The sequence below is a fragment of the Mycobacterium sp. 852002-50816_SCH5313054-b genome, from assembly GCF_001667185.1.
In the GTDB taxonomy this organism is placed as follows: domain Bacteria; phylum Actinomycetota; class Actinomycetes; order Mycobacteriales; family Mycobacteriaceae; genus Mycobacterium.
The window spans coordinates 107,991-121,592 of record NZ_LZIC01000027.1 but is presented as its reverse complement, the minus strand read 5'-3'; the positions used below and the strand labels follow the sequence as shown (position 1 = coordinate 121,592).

General features: G+C 69.1%; 18 protein-coding genes. 11 read left to right on the top strand and 7 right to left on the bottom strand.

Annotation, left to right across the window (positions count from 1 at the left end):
- Positions 1 to 3: 3 nt before the first annotated feature.
- Positions 4 to 1,218 carry a hypothetical protein gene (locus tag A5787_RS04530; protein WP_066962241.1) on the top strand — a complete coding sequence of 405 codons (1,215 nt, stop codon included), beginning with the start codon at positions 4 to 6 and terminating at the stop codon, positions 1,216 to 1,218.
- 105 nt (positions 1,219 to 1,323) lie between these two features.
- Here A5787_RS04530 and A5787_RS04525 read toward each other — a convergent pair whose 3' ends face one another.
- A complete protein-coding gene (locus tag A5787_RS04525; RefSeq protein ID WP_066962330.1) occupies positions 1,324 to 2,124 on the bottom strand; it encodes a ParA family protein in 801 nt (266 codons plus the stop codon).
- A gap of 99 nt (positions 2,125 to 2,223) precedes the next feature.
- On the opposite strand from A5787_RS04525, the gene A5787_RS04520 reads away from it, so the two are divergent.
- The 3 genes from A5787_RS04520 to A5787_RS04510 are packed head-to-tail and all read left to right on the top strand — an operon-like array spanning position 2,224 to position 4,411.
- Positions 2,224 to 2,835: an acid phosphatase gene (locus A5787_RS04520; RefSeq protein WP_066962238.1), complete on the top strand. Its 612-nt coding sequence runs from the start codon at positions 2,224 to 2,226 to the stop codon at positions 2,833 to 2,835.
- Positions 2,832 to 3,932 carry an isochorismate synthase MenF gene (locus A5787_RS04515; RefSeq protein ID WP_066962234.1) on the top strand — a complete coding sequence of 367 codons (1,101 nt, stop codon included), beginning with the start codon at positions 2,832 to 2,834 and terminating at the stop codon, positions 3,930 to 3,932. Before A5787_RS04520 ends, A5787_RS04515 begins: the two co-directional genes overlap by 4 nt.
- Positions 3,929 to 4,411 carry a GNAT family N-acetyltransferase gene (locus tag A5787_RS04510; RefSeq protein WP_066962231.1) on the top strand — a complete coding sequence of 161 codons (483 nt, stop codon included), beginning with the start codon at positions 3,929 to 3,931 and terminating at the stop codon, positions 4,409 to 4,411. Before A5787_RS04515 ends, A5787_RS04510 begins: the two co-directional genes overlap by 4 nt.
- Here A5787_RS04510 and A5787_RS04505 read toward each other — a convergent pair.
- Entirely contained in the window at positions 4,363 to 4,797 is a 435-nt protein-coding gene (locus tag A5787_RS04505; RefSeq protein WP_066962229.1) for a hypothetical protein, read from the bottom strand. The two genes, A5787_RS04510 and A5787_RS04505, sit on opposite strands and share 49 nt — an antisense overlap.
- Before the next feature lie 69 nt (positions 4,798 to 4,866).
- Between A5787_RS04505 and A5787_RS04500 the strand changes: the two genes are divergently transcribed.
- On the top strand, positions 4,867 to 5,832 hold the full coding sequence (locus A5787_RS04500; protein ID WP_066962226.1) for a diacylglycerol kinase family protein: 966 nt from the start codon (positions 4,867 to 4,869) through the stop codon (positions 5,830 to 5,832).
- Between the two features lie 269 nt (positions 5,833 to 6,101).
- A complete protein-coding gene (gene whiB1, locus A5787_RS04495) occupies positions 6,102 to 6,356 on the top strand; it encodes a transcriptional regulator WhiB1 (protein WP_066962223.1) in 255 nt (84 codons plus the stop codon).
- A gap of 64 nt (positions 6,357 to 6,420) precedes the next feature.
- On the opposite strand, the gene A5787_RS04490 is transcribed toward whiB1, so the two are convergent.
- Entirely contained in the window at positions 6,421 to 7,923 is a 1,503-nt protein-coding gene (locus A5787_RS04490) for a sensor histidine kinase (protein ID WP_066962218.1), read from the bottom strand.
- A gap of 7 nt (positions 7,924 to 7,930) precedes the next feature.
- Positions 7,931 to 8,146: a biotin/lipoyl-binding carrier protein gene (locus tag A5787_RS04485; RefSeq protein ID WP_066908359.1), complete on the bottom strand. Its 216-nt coding sequence runs from the start codon at positions 8,144 to 8,146 to the stop codon at positions 7,931 to 7,933.
- A 199-nt stretch (positions 8,147 to 8,345) separates the two neighbouring features.
- Here A5787_RS04485 and A5787_RS28745 point away from each other — a divergent pair, with 199 nt between their 5' ends.
- Positions 8,346 to 8,420, top strand: a complete 75-nt coding sequence (locus tag A5787_RS28745) for a 50S ribosomal protein bL37 (protein WP_089025046.1) — start codon at positions 8,346 to 8,348, stop codon at positions 8,418 to 8,420.
- Positions 8,421 to 8,427: 7 nt separating this feature from the next.
- On the opposite strand, the gene rsrA is transcribed toward A5787_RS28745, so the two are convergent.
- On the bottom strand, positions 8,428 to 8,730 hold the full coding sequence (rsrA, locus tag A5787_RS04480) for a mycothiol system anti-sigma-R factor (protein ID WP_066962215.1): 303 nt from the start codon (positions 8,728 to 8,730) through the stop codon (positions 8,428 to 8,430).
- A complete protein-coding gene (locus A5787_RS04475; protein WP_066962212.1) occupies positions 8,727 to 9,386 on the bottom strand; it encodes a sigma-70 family RNA polymerase sigma factor in 660 nt (219 codons plus the stop codon). The genes rsrA and A5787_RS04475 overlap by 4 nt, the downstream gene beginning before the upstream one ends.
- 255 nt (positions 9,387 to 9,641) lie before the next feature.
- Here A5787_RS04475 and A5787_RS04470 point away from each other — a divergent pair, with 255 nt between their 5' ends.
- Positions 9,642 to 10,490: an NAD(P)-dependent oxidoreductase gene (locus tag A5787_RS04470; protein WP_066962209.1), complete on the top strand. Its 849-nt coding sequence runs from the start codon at positions 9,642 to 9,644 to the stop codon at positions 10,488 to 10,490.
- An 80-nt stretch (positions 10,491 to 10,570) separates the two neighbouring features.
- Complete coding sequence (locus tag A5787_RS04465; RefSeq protein ID WP_066962206.1) at positions 10,571 to 11,059, top strand: YbaK/EbsC family protein; 489 nt, start codon at positions 10,571 to 10,573, stop codon at positions 11,057 to 11,059.
- 75 nt (positions 11,060 to 11,134) lie between these two features.
- Here the strand turns inward: A5787_RS04465 and A5787_RS04460 are convergent, their stop codons facing one another.
- Entirely contained in the window at positions 11,135 to 11,749 is a 615-nt protein-coding gene (locus A5787_RS04460; protein WP_066962327.1) for an HdeD family acid-resistance protein, read from the bottom strand.
- 113 nt (positions 11,750 to 11,862) lie between these two features.
- On the opposite strand from A5787_RS04460, the gene A5787_RS04455 reads away from it, so the two are divergent.
- Positions 11,863 to 13,284 (top strand): NAD(P)/FAD-dependent oxidoreductase, encoded by a 1,422-nt coding sequence (locus tag A5787_RS04455; RefSeq protein ID WP_197506953.1) that lies wholly within the window; start codon positions 11,863 to 11,865, stop codon positions 13,282 to 13,284.
- 85 nt (positions 13,285 to 13,369) lie between these two features.
- A complete protein-coding gene (locus tag A5787_RS04450) occupies positions 13,370 to 13,600 on the top strand; it encodes a hypothetical protein (RefSeq protein WP_066962200.1) in 231 nt (76 codons plus the stop codon).
- Positions 13,601 to 13,602: the final 2 nt, after the last annotated feature.

The window sequence follows — 13,602 nt, the reverse complement described above, 5'->3', positions numbered from 1 at the left end:
CGCATGGTCAAACCGGAACGCCGGACCCAGGGCGACATGCTGGCCGCCGCGGCGATCGCGATCGTCATCGCGCTGGGGGCGGCGTTGATCTGGTGGACGAGCGACGCCCGGGCCACCGTCAGCCGCCCGGCCGCGATTCCGGTGCCGGCCCCGACGCCCGCCCGGGAGGTCCCGGCCACCCTGAAGCAACTGTGGAGCGCGCGAAGCCCCGGCACCACCGCGCCTGTGGTGGTGAGCGGGGCCGTCGCTACGGGGGACGGCCGCCGCGTCGACGGGCGTGACCCGGGCACGGGCCAGTCCCGCTGGAGCTACGCCCGCGACAGCGCGCTGTGCGGTGTGTCGTGGGTCTACCACTACGCCGTCGCCGTCTTCCAGGACGATCGCGGCTGCGGGCAGGTCAGCACCCTCGACGGGTCCACGGGCCGGCGCGGGGCCACCCGCAGCGCGTACGCCGACCCGAGCGTGCGTCTTTCCTCCGACGGCACCACGGTGTTGTCCGCGGGCGACACGCGGCTGGAGCTGTGGCGCTCGGACATGGTCCGGATGCTGGCCTACGGCGAGACCGACGCCCGGGTGAAACCGTCGGCGCGCGGGCCGCACTCCGGCTGCCGGCTGATCTCGGCGGCGGCCAGCTCGTCGGCGGTTTCGGTGCTGGAGAGCTGCGCTCAGCAGGCCGACCTGCGGCTGGTCCTGTTGCGCCCCGGCAAGGAAGACGACGAACCCCAGCAACACGTCGTCGCCGAACCCGGGATCGCGGCCGATTCGGGGGCCCGGGTCCTCGCCGTCTGGGAGAACACCACGGCGGTGTACCTGCCGTCACCACAGCCCAGGGTCGAGGTGGTCGACGACACCGGCACCACCGTCGCGAGCACGCTGCTGCCCAGGCCGCCGTCGAGGTCGGCGGCGGTGTCGCAGACGGGCAACCTGGTGACCTGGTGGACCGGCGATGCCCTGATGGTCTTCGACGCGACCAACATGACCCTGCGCTACACGATCGCCAAAGGCGAGGCGACGGCGCCGCTGGGGCCGGGCGCGATGATGGCCGGCCGGCTGCTGGTGCCGGTCACCGGCGCGATCGGGGTTTACGACCCGCTCAGCGGCGCGAACGAACGCTACATCCCGGTGGACCGGGCGCCCGGCGATGCGGCGGTGGTCCCGGCAGTTTCGGGGTCGCGGGTGTTCGAGCAGCGTGGCGACACCGTCGTGGCGCTGGGCTGACGCGTCCGGCTGCCGAGCAGACGCAGAATCGCACGAAATCGCATATCAGCATGCGATTTTGCGTCTGCTCGCGCTTGAGGGAGGTGCCCCCAGCTCGCGCTGGAGCTAGACCTCGACGGCGAAGGTCGGCAGCGGTTTGCCGGTCTTCCAATGCTTGAGCAACGCCTTCGCCAGCTCGCCGTAGGCCACGGCGCCTTTGTTCTTGCGCCCGGCCATCACCGACGAGCCCGAGGCGCTGGCCTCGGCGAAGCGCACCGTGCGCGGGATCGGCGGGGCGAGCACCGGCATCTCGTAGCGGTCGGCGACGTCGAGCAACACGTCGCGGGTGTGGGTGGTGCGCGCGTCGTACAGCGTCGGCAGGGCGCCCAGCAGCCGCAGCTCCGGGTTGGTGATCTGCTGGACGTCGGCGACCGTGCGCAGGAACTGGCCGACGCCGCGGTGCGCGAGCGTCTCGCACTGCAGCGGGACGATGACCTCGTCGGCGGCGGTCAGCCCGTTGAGGGTGAGCACGCCCAGCGACGGCGGGCAGTCGATGACGACCACGTCGAACAGGTCGGCGAGCTTGGCCAGCGCGCGCTTCAGCGCGTATTCGCGGCCGGCCCGCATGAGCAGCATCGCCTCGGCTCCCGCGAGGTCAATGTTGGCCGGCAGCAGCGTCATCCCCTCCATCGTCGTGACCAACGCGGCGTTCGGCTCGACCTCACCGAGCAGCACCTCGTGCACGGACACAGGCAGCTTGTCGGGGTCCTGGCCGAGCGAAAAGGTCAAACAACCCTGCGGATCCAGGTCGACGAGCAGCACTCGCAGGCCCTCGTCCGCCATCGCCGCCCCCAGCGAGGCAACCGTCGTCGTCTTGGCCACGCCGCCCTTCTGATTGGCCACCGCCAGTACCCGGGTCTTACTCACAAGCGCCCGCCCCTCCTTGTTGCCGCGGTCACAGTGCCCATCCTGGCATGTTCGATCGCCGGGCGCTTCGTCCACGTCCGTCCGGCAGAATCGGTCGGCATGGGCATCTACAACCACCGGCTGGTCCTGCTGCGCCACGGCGAGACGCCGTGGTCCAAGTCCGGCCAGCACACGGGTCGGACGGATCTCGAGCTGACCGATCACGGCCGGGTCCAGGCCGAGCTCGCCGGCCGCGTCCTGCGCGAACTGAACCTCGCCGACCCGCTGGTGGTCAGCAGCCCACGCATCCGGGCGCTGACCACCGCCAAGCTGGCCGGGCTCGCCATCGACGAGGTGTCTCCCATGCTGGCCGAATGGGATTACGGCTCCTACGAGGGGCTCACGACCCCCCAGATCCGCGAATCCGACCCCGATTGGCTGGTGTGGACGCACGGCTGCCCCGGCGGCGAGAGCGTGCAGCAGGTTAGTGACCGCGCGGACAAGGCTGTCGAATTTGCGTTGGGGCACATGGGCTCGCGCGACGTGGTTTTCGTGGGCCACAGCCACTTCTCGCGCTCGGTGATCACGCGCTGGGTCGAGTTGCCGCTCGTCGAGGGCAGCCGGTTCTGGATGCTCGCCGGCTCGATCGCGGTGTGCGGGTTCGAGCACGGCGTGCGCCAGCTCGCCGCCCTCGGGTTGACGGGCAACCCGCAGGCGATCGCACCCGGGTGAGCGCCACCCCACCGCCGTTCGCACTGTGCGGGCCGCGCGGGACCCTGATTGCTGACGGCGTGCGCGCGGCCTACCACGACATCGGCGCGGCCCAGGCCGCGCTGCGCTCGGGTGCGGCCCCGATCGTGTTGGGCGCGTTGCCTTTCGACGTGAGCGGACCCGCGGCTTTGATGGTGCCGGACGCCGTGCGGTCCCTCGCCGGCCTACCCGACTGGCCGACGGGGCCGCTGCCGCCGGTGCGCGTCGCCGCCGCCCTGCCGCCGCCGGCCGACTACCGCGACCGGATCGGCCGCGCGCGCGACGAGCTCGCCGCACCGGACAACCCGCTGCACAAGGTGGTGCTGGCGCGCGCGCTGCAGCTGGTCGCCGCCGCCCCGCTGGACGCGCGCGTCATCCTGCGCCGGCTGGTCGCGGCCGACCCCGCCGCCTACGGCTATCTCGTCGACCTGACCGCCGCCGGCGACGACTACGCGGGCGTGACGCTGGTGGGCGCCAGCCCCGAACTTCTGGTCGCGCGCACCGGCGACCGGGTGGTATGCCAGCCGTTCGCGGGTTCGGCCCCGCGCGCCGCCGACCCGCAAGCCGATGCGGCCAACGGCGCCGGGCTGGCCGCCTCGGCCAAGGACCGCCACGAGCATCGGCTGGTGATCGACACCATGCGCGCCGCGCTGGAACCCCTGTGCGACGAGCTGACCATCGCCGCCGAACCGCAACTGAGCCGCACCGCGGCGGTCTGGCACCTCTGCACACCCATCAGCGGGCGGCTGCGCGAGGCGTCAACCACCGCAATCGATTTGGCCCTGGCACTGCACCCCACGCCGGCGGTGGGCGGCGTTCCGACCAAGGCGGCCACCGAGCTCATCGCCGAGCTGGAGGGCGACCGCGGTTTCTATGCCGGCGCGGTGGGCTGGTGCGACGCCGGCGGCGACGGGCACTGGGTGGTGTCCATCCGGTGTGCGCAGCTGTCGGCGGATCGCCGCACCGCGCTGGCTCGCGCCGGCGGGGGCATCGTCGCGGAATCCGACCCCGACGCCGAAGTCGCGGAAACCACAACGAAATTCGCCACCATTCTGAATGCGCTGGATGTTGCGCAATGACGGAAAGCATCCGCCGCGCCATCCCGGCAGACGCCGCCGCCATTACCGGCATGATCCACGCACTGGCCGAATTCGAACGCGCCGCCGAGCACTGCACGGTCACCGAAACACAAATTTCGGCAGCGCTTTTCGCCAATTCACCGACCGTGCACGGCCACGTCGCCGAAGTCGGCGGCGAGGTCGCCGCCATGGCGCTGTGGTTCGTCAACTTCTCCACCTGGGACGGTGTCGCGGGCATCTACCTCGAAGACCTGTTCGTGCGACCCGGTTTTCGTCGCCGCGGCCTGGCCCGTGCGCTGCTGTCGGCGCTGGCCTCCGAATGTCTCGACAACGGCTACACGCGGTTGTCGTGGGCGGTGCTGAACTGGAACGTCGACGCGATCGCGCTGTACGACGGCGTCGGCGCCGCGCCGCAGCGCGAGTGGACCACCTATCGGCTGTCCGGCCCGCGGTTGGCCGAACTGGCCGGACCACCCTGATCGCGGCCGGCGGCCCAGCGCACGGCCGCCGGGCTGAACAGCAAGACCAGCACCGCGGCCGCCAGGACACCGAGCGGGATGCCGAAGGCCGGCCGGTGCGATCCGACCGCGAGATACCACGCCACCGGAAGCAGCAGCAGCTGGGTGAACACCCCCAGGCCGCGGCCCCAGCGCTTGCCGATCACCAGCGCGCGCCCGGCGGCGAGCACCACGCCACCGACCAGCACGAACCACAGCGCGGTGCCCAACCCGTTGACCACCCGCTGGTCGGCGCCGGCGATGCCCCGGACCACCAGCGCCGCGGCCACCACCAGGGCGGCCACGCCCTGCACCGCGACGAGGAGCCCGGCGCCGCGCACGACGGGCGGGGCGGCACCGGGATTCACAGCGCCAGCGTAGTCAGGCGCGCTTGCCCCAAAGCGGGGCCTTAACCGCCCCGCATAAGCTCGTGCATCATGCGCGCCGTGCTGATCGTGAACCCAACAGCCACTTCCACCACGCCGGCCGGTCGCGACCTGCTTGCCCACGCACTCAAAAGCCGGCTGCAGCTCAACGTCGAGCACACCACCCACCGCGGCCACGGGGCCGAACTCGCCCAGCGGGCGGTTGAGGACGGGATCGACCTGGTCGTCGTGCACGGCGGCGACGGCACGGTCAGCGGGGTGGTCAACGGGATGCTCGGACGCCCCGGGTCGGCGCCGACGCGACCGGTGCCCGCGCTCGCGGTGGTCCCCGGCGGCTCGGCGAACGTGCTGGCGCGGTCGCTGGGCATTTCCACCGATCCCGTTGCCGCCACCAACCAGCTCATCCAGCTGCTCGACGACTACCACCGCCACCCGGCCTGGCGCCGCATCAGCCTGATCGACTGCGGCGAGCGGTGGGCCGTGATCAACGCCGGGATGGGCGTCGACGCCGAGGTGGTCGCGGCGGTGGAAGCGCAGCGCAACAAGGGCGTCAAGGTCAATGCGTTGCGGTATTGGCGCGTGGCGATCCCCGTCACCCTTGCCTTCCGGCGCCGCGAGCCCACCCTGACGGTCGAGCTGGCCGGCCGCGATCCCGTCCCAGGGGTGCACTTCGCGTGGGTCTCCAACACCAGCCCATGGACCTACAGCAACAGCCGGCCGTTGGTGACCAACCCGGACTGCAGCTTCGAGTCGGGCCTGGGTGTGTTCGCGCTCACCGAGATGAAGGTGATGCCGACCCTGAGAATGGTCAGCCAGCTCCTCGGCAAGGGGCCCAAGGGCAACCCCAAACAGCTCGTCCGCGACGACGACGCCCGGTGCGTGCGGGTGACCGCGACCGGGCGCCCAATCGCCAGCCAGTTCGACGGCGATTACCTCGGCCTGCGCGAATCGATGACGTTCAGGTCGGTTCCCGATGCGCTGCCGGTCGTCGCGCCCCCCGGGAAAAACTACCGCTGACCTGGGAAAACGAAACGGCCCGAAAAATCGTTCGCGAGAAGCGGCCCGTCAGTGTAGTACAACGGTGTAAGGGCCTGACTAAGAAATCTTTGAAGTGAGATAGCCCACGAGCTTACTCACACTATTGACATCTGTTGAGCCTGTGAAACGATCGAAAGGTTGCATGCAGAAATTTATGGAGGGGTGCGGACCCTTTTCTTGTGCACGCGTTAACAGCGAAGAAAATTGGCCGTGCGCCTTGCTGCGCACTCAGTGAGGAGTAACTACTTATGGATTGGCGCCACAAGGCGGTCTGTCGCGACGAGGACCCGGAGCTGTTCTTCCCGGTTGGGAACAGCGGCCCGGCGCTCGCGCAGATCGCTGACGCGAAACTGGTCTGCAATCGGTGCTCGGTGACCACGGAATGCCTTTCCTGGGCGCTGAACACCGGCCAGGACTCGGGCGTCTGGGGGGGCATGAGCGAAGACGAGCGGCGCGCTCTCAAGCGTCGCAACGCCAGGACGAAGGCCCGCAGCGGAGTCTGACCCCAGATCGCTAACAGTGCGGCCCCGACAATCGTCGGGGCCGCACTGTTGCGCGGACACGTAGCTACAACAGCAACCGGGTCCGGCGGCCGATCGGTACCCGCAGCACGACGTCGGTGCCGCGGGCGGCGGCGTGCCGCATCCCCAGCGTGCCGTCCAGTTCCGCCGACACCAGGGTCCGCACGATCTGCAGGCCGAGGCTGTCGGAGTTCTCCAGGCTGAATCCATCCGGCAGTCCACGCCCGTCGTCGTGCACGACGACGTCGAGCCAGCGGGCCGAGCGCTCGGCGCGAATGGTCACAGAGCCTTCCTGGGCCGCCGGGTCGAAGGCGTGCTCGATCGCGTTCTGGACGAGTTCGGTGATCACCATGATCAGGGCCGTTGCACGGTCGGAGTCCAGCACGCCGAGGTCGCCGACCCGGTTGATGCGGATCGGCCGGTCCACCGAGGCCACGTCGTTCATGATCGGCAGGATCCGGTCGATGACCTCGTCGAGGTTCACCTGCTCGTCCACCGACATCGACAGCGCGTCGTGCACCAGGGCGATCGACGACACGCGACGCACCGACTCGATCAGCGCTTCCCGCCCTTCGGCGTTGGCGGTGCGCCGCGCCTGCAGGCGCAGCAGCGCCGCCACCGTTTGCAGGTTGTTCTTCACCCGGTGGTGGATTTCGCGGATGGTGGCGTCCTTGGAGATCAGGGCCCGGTCGCGGCGCTTGACCTCGGTGATGTCGCGGATCAGTACCGCGGCCCCGGCGCTTGCGCCGTGCACCACCAGCGGCAGCGTTCGCAGCAACACCGTGGCACCGCCGGCGTCGACCTCCATCCGCATGCTCCGGCCGCCGGCCAGCAGGTCCCGCACGTGCTCGGCCACTTCGTGCGCCTCGAACGGGTCGGAGATCAGCGGCCGCGTCACGTCGACCAGATGGTGTCCCTCCAGCTCCGACGTCAGGCCCATCCGGTGGTAGGCCGACAACGCGTTGGGGCTGGCGTAGGCGACCACGCCGTCGACGTCGAGGCGGATGAAACCGTCGCCCGCCCGCGGGGTGGAGCGCGACATGACGACGTCCCCAGAGTCGGGAAAGGTGCCCTCCGCGAGCATGTGGACCAGGTCGTTGGCGCAGTCGCGGTAGGCGGTCTCCAGCTGGCCGGGGGTGCGGTCGGCCGCCTCCGCGGTCTGATGGCGCGTCACCACCGCCACCACGTGGCCGCCATAGCGCACCGGGGAAGACTCGACGTGTGGGCCGGGCAGCTGCCACGAATGTTGTTGGCCCGCATTCCTTTCCCGCGGAGCGGCACCGGGCTCGAACGTTTCGTCGACGAGCGGCAGCCGGTCGGCGGCGACGACGGTACCCACCGCATCGGTTTGCAGCACCGTCGGCGCCGTATTCGGGCGGCACTGCGCCACGCACACCAGCACGCCGTCGTCGCGGCGAACCCACATCAGGTAGTCGGCGAAGGACAGGTCGGCCAGCAGCTGCCACTCCCCCACCACGGCATGCAGGTGGTCCACCGCGTTGCCCGGCAGCATCGTGTGCTCGGCAAGCAGGTCACCGAGAGTGGACATCCAATCCTTAGCTGATCACGGCGATGAGGTCACCCGCTTGGATGACATCGCCCACCGCCACACTCACCTTGCTGACCGTGCCGTCGACCTCGGCCAGGACGGGGATCTCCATCTTCATCGACTCCAGCAGCACCACGATGTCGCCCTTGCCGATCTGGTCACCCTCGTTGACAACAACCTCGAGCACGCTGGCCACGATCTCGGCGCGAACATCCTCCGCCATCTTCACCCCACTCGTCCGCATGCTGGCTGCTGGTGCATCAAGGTCATGTATATCGAACCATAGGAGCGGTCGGGACCGCGGGACGCGGGGCGTTACACCGCATACGGCCGTCCGTGAGACACTGTGAGGCAAGCTAACGGGCGCCGAGCGCCCGTTCTTGACGAATCAACCAGCGACGAAGAAATCACGGAGGATGACGATGGCCAAGCGTGGCCGGAAGAAGCGCGACCGCAAGTACAGCAAGGCCAACCACGGCAAGCGGCCCAACGCCTAGCTAGGCGCTACTCGCCCCGGCGGACGATGGTGGTCCGGCGGATCTCCAGCCGGAGGCGTTCCTTGAGGCCGTCGGGGGCCTTCTCGCCCGTGCATTTCGTCGCGATGAGGGCCTTGAGCCGCTCCTCGATCCCGTAGTGCTGGAAGCAGCCGGGGCACGCCTCGAGATGCTGGCGCAGCCGCTCCTTGGCCTCCGGTGTGCACTCGCCGTCGAGCAGGGTCCATACCTCGGCGATCACCTCGGCACAGCCGAGGCCGTGGGAGTGGCTGTCGTGGGCGCGCGGGTCGGTGGGACCGGCGAACTCGCTCATGGCGACACCTCCTCGTGCGCTTGTTGACCGCGGGTGAAACCACGCTCCTTGGCCACGTCGGCGAGCAGGCCACGCAGTTGACGTCTGCCACGGTGCAGCCGTGACATTACCGTCCCGATCGGCGTATCCATGATCTCTGCGATTTCCTTGTACGGAAATCCCTCGACGTCGGCGTAGTAGACGGCCATCCGGAACTCCTCCGGCAACGCCTGCAGCGCCTCTTTGATCTCGTTGTCGGGCAGCGACTCCAGCGCCTCGACCTCCGCCGAACGCAACCCGGTCGAGGAGTGCTCGGCGTTGGCCGCCAGCTGCCAGTCGGTGATCTCCTCGGTCGGATACTCAGCCGGTTGCCGCTGCCTCTTGCGGTAGCTGTTGATGTAGGTGTTGGTCAGGATCCGGTACAGCCACGCCTTGAGGTTGGTGCCGGCCCGAAACGAGCGGAACCCCGCGTAGGCCTTCACCATCGTCTCTTGCAGCAGGTCCTCCGCGTCGGCGGGATTGCGCGTCATGCGCAGCGCGCCGCCGTAGAGCTGGTCGAGCAGGGGAATCGCGTCGCGCTCGAAACGCGCGGTGAGTTCCTCGTCGGTTTCGGTTGGCGGTGCCGGTTCGGCAGCCTCTAAGCCCTCTAACCCCGTTGCGCCGTCGGTATCGGCCATCTTGATTAACACGGTCCCTTCTGCAGCGGTGTCGCCGGGCGGCACCGGAGGCGCCGCCGGACGCTCAAGCAGGCACGTCGCCGTTGGCACCAGACTGCTCCTCCCAATCTAAAGGCTGCCCCCGACAGTGTCCGTTCTAGTCTGCCGGTGGCTGCCGCATCTGCATCAGAAACCGACTTCTTTAACAGCGTCAGGCGGCCGGCTATTTCCCCGGGCCGAATCCGACCGGTCCGGGCGTGGCGTTAATGTGACGCCATGTCCCTGAATGGCAAAACCATGTTCATCTCCGGTGCCAGCCGCGGTATCGGCCTGGCGATCGCCAAGCGCGCGGCACAGGACGGCGCCAACGTCGCGCTGATCGCCAAGACCGCCGAGCCGCACCCGAAGCTGCCGGGGACGGTGTTCACCGCCGCGAAGGAGCTCGAAGAGGCGGGCGGGCAGGCCCTGCCGATCGTCGGCGACGTCCGTGACCCGGACTCGGTCGAGTCCGCGGTGGCCAAGACCGTCGAGCAATTCGGCGGCATCGACATCTGCGTCAACAATGCGTCGGCGATCAACCTGGGCTCCATCACCGAGGTGCCGATGAAGCGCTTCGACCTGATGAACGGCATCCAGGTGCGCGGCACGTACGCGGTGTCACAGGCCTGCATCCCCCATTTGCAGGGCCGAGAGAACCCGCACATCCTGACGTTGTCGCCGCCGGTGCTGCTCGGCAAGGAGTGGCTGAAGCCGACCGCCTACATGATGGCCAAGTTCGGAATGACGTTGTGCGCGTTAGGAATTGCCGAGGAGATGCGCGAGGCGGGCATCGCGTCGAACACGCTGTGGCCGCGGACGCTGGTAGCGACGGCCGCGGTGCAGAACCTGCTCGGCGGCGAGGAGGCGATGGGCCGGGCCCGCAAGCCCGAGGTCTACTCCGACGCCGCCTACGTCGTCCTCAACAAGCCCGCCCGCGAGTACACCGGCAACACGCTGCTCTGCGAGGACGTGCTGGTGGAATCCGGCGTCACCGACCTGTCGGAGTACGACTGCATTCCCGGTTCGAAGCTGGGCGTCGACTTCTGGGTGGACGGCGTGAACCCGCCGGGGTACAGCGGGCCCTAGTCGTGATCGCAAGCGCGGCGGAACCGGGCGCTGGGGGTGCCGCCCGCTTGCGGGGGACGGGTCACGACCATCGGAAGAGCGTGCCGCACGCTGCGACGCCGGGCATCGCGGCGCTGGTCAAGGCCGGTGTGCCGCACGAGGTCGTCAAGTTCTCCCACGATCCTCGCGAATCGTGGTTCGGCCTCGAGGCGGTGCGCGCGCTCACCGACGAGGGCGCCATCGCGCCGGCGCAGATCTACAAGACCCTGGTCGTCGCGGTGCCGGACGGGCTGGCGGTCGCGGTGCTGCCGGCGCCGGCCCGGCTGTCGCTGAAGGCCGCCGCCGCCGCGCTCGGCGTCGCCAAGGCAACCATGGCCGAACCGGCGGTCGCCGAACGGGCCACCGGTTACGTCCTCGGCGCCATTTCGCCGTTCGGGCAGCGCCGGTCGCTGCCCACCGTCGTCGACGCCGGCGCGCTCGCCTTTCAGCGGGTCTACTGCAGCGCGGGCCGGCGCGGCTGGGACGTCGCGGTGTCACCCCAGGACCTGATCCGGCTGACGAGCGCCGTCACCGCGGACATCCGGGCCTAGCGGGATTCGCGAGCGTAACGCCACTGCGAAAATCTGGGGGGAATTTCGCAGTGGCGTTACGCTCGCGGCCAGAGATTACGCCGAGCTGGTTAAACCGGCGGCTCCAACGGTTTCCGCTACCCGCTTGGCCCTGCCGCGGACCTGGAAGGCCGAGATCACGTCCATGACGCCGATGACGATCAGCCACCAGCCGGCCACCAGGGCCAGGATCGCGATCGAGCGGAGCGGCGAGATGATCAGCACGGCGCCGCCGATCACGATGATCAACCCGGACAGCGCCTGCCAGCCGCGGCCGGGCATGTGGTCGAACGACAAAGCCGCGGCGAGCAGCGTCATCCCGCGGAACAGCCAGCCGATGCCGATCCAGATGGCCAGCAGCCAGACCGCCTCGAATTCTTCGCGGAAGCAGAAGAATCCCAGCACCAGCGACACGACGCCGGTGATGAACGTCAGCACTCTCATTGCGACGCCGGCGTGGGTGCCGAACGAGGCAAACATGTATCCGATTCCGGACACCACCAGGTAGATGCCGAACAGGACACCCGCCACAAACAGCGTCTTGCCTGGCCAGACCAGAACAATGACACCCAGCGCCACCGCGGCGACGCCGATGAGCAAAAGCAGCTGCCACGCGCTGCGAGCAAGCTGCTGCAGTGGACCTTCAAACACGGTCTGTTCGCGATTCGTCATGTAAACATGATTGGCCATCACAATCGCGAAAAAACTGTCCCTAGCGACACAATTCGGTATCGCGCACGGGTACCGCGGATAACACCACGGGAAATTTCCTGTTGGATGGTGCAATGAGCACCGCGCTGGTGGTCGGCGGTGGGCCCAATGGGCTCGCCGCCGCCGTCTGTCTGGCCGCCGGGGGCGTACAGGTCACGGTGCTCGAGGCCGCCGACGAGGTGGGCGGCGGAGCCCGCAGCGCCGAGGCGATTCTCCCCGGCCTGCTGCACGACGACTGCTCGGCGATTCACCCGATGGCCGTCGGATCGCAGTTCCTGAACCGCTTCGACCTGCACCGGTACGGCCTGACCTGGCGCTGGCCGGAGGTCGACTGCGTCCACCCCCTAGACGGCGGCGGCGCCGGCGTGCTGCACCGCTCGGTGGGCGAGACCGCCGCCGGTCTCGGGCGCGACGGATCGCGCTGGCGGCTGGCGTTCGGCTACGCGGCCCGCCGCTTCGACGGCCTCAGCGACGACATCATGGGTCCGCTGCTGCGGCTGCCGCATCATCCGCTGATGCTGGCCCGGTTTGGCGTGCCCACGTTGCTTCCCGGGTCGACGTTCGCGCGGCTGTTCCGCACCGACGAGGGCCGGGCGTTGTTCGGAGGTGTTGCGGCACATGCCTTCCGGCCGTTGCACTATCCGATGACGTCTGCGATCGGGATGGGCATCATCGCCGCGGGCCACCGGCACGGCTGGGCCGTGGCCGAAGGGGGATCGCAGTCGATCACCAACGCGATGGTGGCGCTGCTGACCGACCTGGGCGGAAAGATCGAGACCGGCGTCCGGGTCAAGGCGGCGTCGCAGCTGCCGGCCGCGGACGTCACGATGTTCGACCTGGCACCGGGCGCCGTCGCCGGAATCCTGGGAGATCGCCTGCCGCGCCACGTTTCCCGCGCCTTCAGGAGCTTCCGCCGTGGCCCCGGAGCCTTCAAAATCGACTTCGCCGTCGAGGGCGGCGTGCCCTGGACCAACCCGGACGCGCGCCGGGCCGGCACGGTGCACCTGGCCGGGACGTACGCCGAACTGGCCGCGACCGAGCGGGAGATCCATGCCGGGCGGATGCCCGAGCGGCCGTTCGTGCTGGTTGGTCAGCAGTATCTGGCCGATCCGCAACGCTCCGTGGGCGATACGCATCCGGTGTGGACCTACGCGCACGTCCCCAACGGCTACGCCGGCGACGCCACCGACGCGATCGTCGCGCAGATCGAACGATTCGCCCCGGGTTTCGCCGAACGCGTTGTCGGACAAGCGGTTCGCTCGACGACGCAGATGGCCGCCTACAACCTCAACTATGCGGGCGGCGACATCATGACCGGCGCCAAGGACATCCGCCAGCTGACTTTTGGGCCACGAATCACGCTGTCGCCCTACACCCTTGGGGTGCCCGGCATGTACATCTGCTCGGCGGCCACCCCGCCCGGGCCGGGCGCCCACGGCATGTGTGGCGCCAACGCCGCCCAACTCGCGCTCGCCGACCTGGCCCGGCGGGCATAACAGAAGGCCTTGCGCGAGTGTAGTCAGGTGACTACACTCGCGGTACCGCGTGATTACACGCAGCACCACAGGAGGATTGGGTCACATGAAACGATTCGTCGCGGCCGGCGCGCTGGCACTCGCGGGGTTGATGACCATCGGCGTGGGCGTCAGCAGCGCAGACACCATTCAGACCGAGGGCAGCTATCCCACTCGGGAAGCCTGTCAGGACGCCGGCCCGGGCGTGAAAGCGTCGACGCCGGGGAACTGGAACAACTTTTGGTGCGTCTTGGACCGCACGGCCGCCGGCCAGTGGCGCCTGGTGCTGAGCAACTGAGC

Excerpts from the sequence above, each read along its gene's own strand:
- A5787_RS04510 (WP_066962231.1), top strand. The coding sequence starts at position 3,929 with ATGACGGAAAGCATCCGCCGCGCCATCCCGGCAGACGCCGCCGCCATT.
- A5787_RS04475 (WP_066962212.1), bottom strand. The coding sequence starts at position 9,386 with ATGGCCGATACCGACGGCGCAACGGGGTTAGAGGGCTTAGAGGCTGCC.
- A5787_RS04500 (WP_066962226.1), top strand. The coding sequence starts at position 4,867 with ATGCGCGCCGTGCTGATCGTGAACCCAACAGCCACTTCCACCACGCCG.
- A5787_RS04520 (WP_066962238.1), top strand. The coding sequence starts at position 2,224 with ATGGGCATCTACAACCACCGGCTGGTCCTGCTGCGCCACGGCGAGACG.
- A5787_RS04530 (WP_066962241.1), top strand. The coding sequence starts at position 4 with ATGGTCAAACCGGAACGCCGGACCCAGGGCGACATGCTGGCCGCCGCG.
- whiB1 (WP_066962223.1), top strand. The coding sequence starts at position 6,102 with ATGGATTGGCGCCACAAGGCGGTCTGTCGCGACGAGGACCCGGAGCTG.
- rsrA (WP_066962215.1), bottom strand. The coding sequence starts at position 8,730 with ATGAGCGAGTTCGCCGGTCCCACCGACCCGCGCGCCCACGACAGCCAC.
- A5787_RS04455 (WP_197506953.1), top strand. The coding sequence starts at position 11,863 with ATGAGCACCGCGCTGGTGGTCGGCGGTGGGCCCAATGGGCTCGCCGCC.
- A5787_RS04450 (WP_066962200.1), top strand. The coding sequence starts at position 13,370 with ATGAAACGATTCGTCGCGGCCGGCGCGCTGGCACTCGCGGGGTTGATG.
- A5787_RS04490 (WP_066962218.1), bottom strand. The coding sequence starts at position 7,923 with ATGTCCACTCTCGGTGACCTGCTTGCCGAGCACACGATGCTGCCGGGC.
- A5787_RS04470 (WP_066962209.1), top strand. The coding sequence starts at position 9,642 with ATGTCCCTGAATGGCAAAACCATGTTCATCTCCGGTGCCAGCCGCGGT.
- A5787_RS04460 (WP_066962327.1), bottom strand. The coding sequence starts at position 11,749 with ATGACGAATCGCGAACAGACCGTGTTTGAAGGTCCACTGCAGCAGCTT.
- A5787_RS04485 (WP_066908359.1), bottom strand. The coding sequence starts at position 8,146 with ATGGCGGAGGATGTTCGCGCCGAGATCGTGGCCAGCGTGCTCGAGGTT.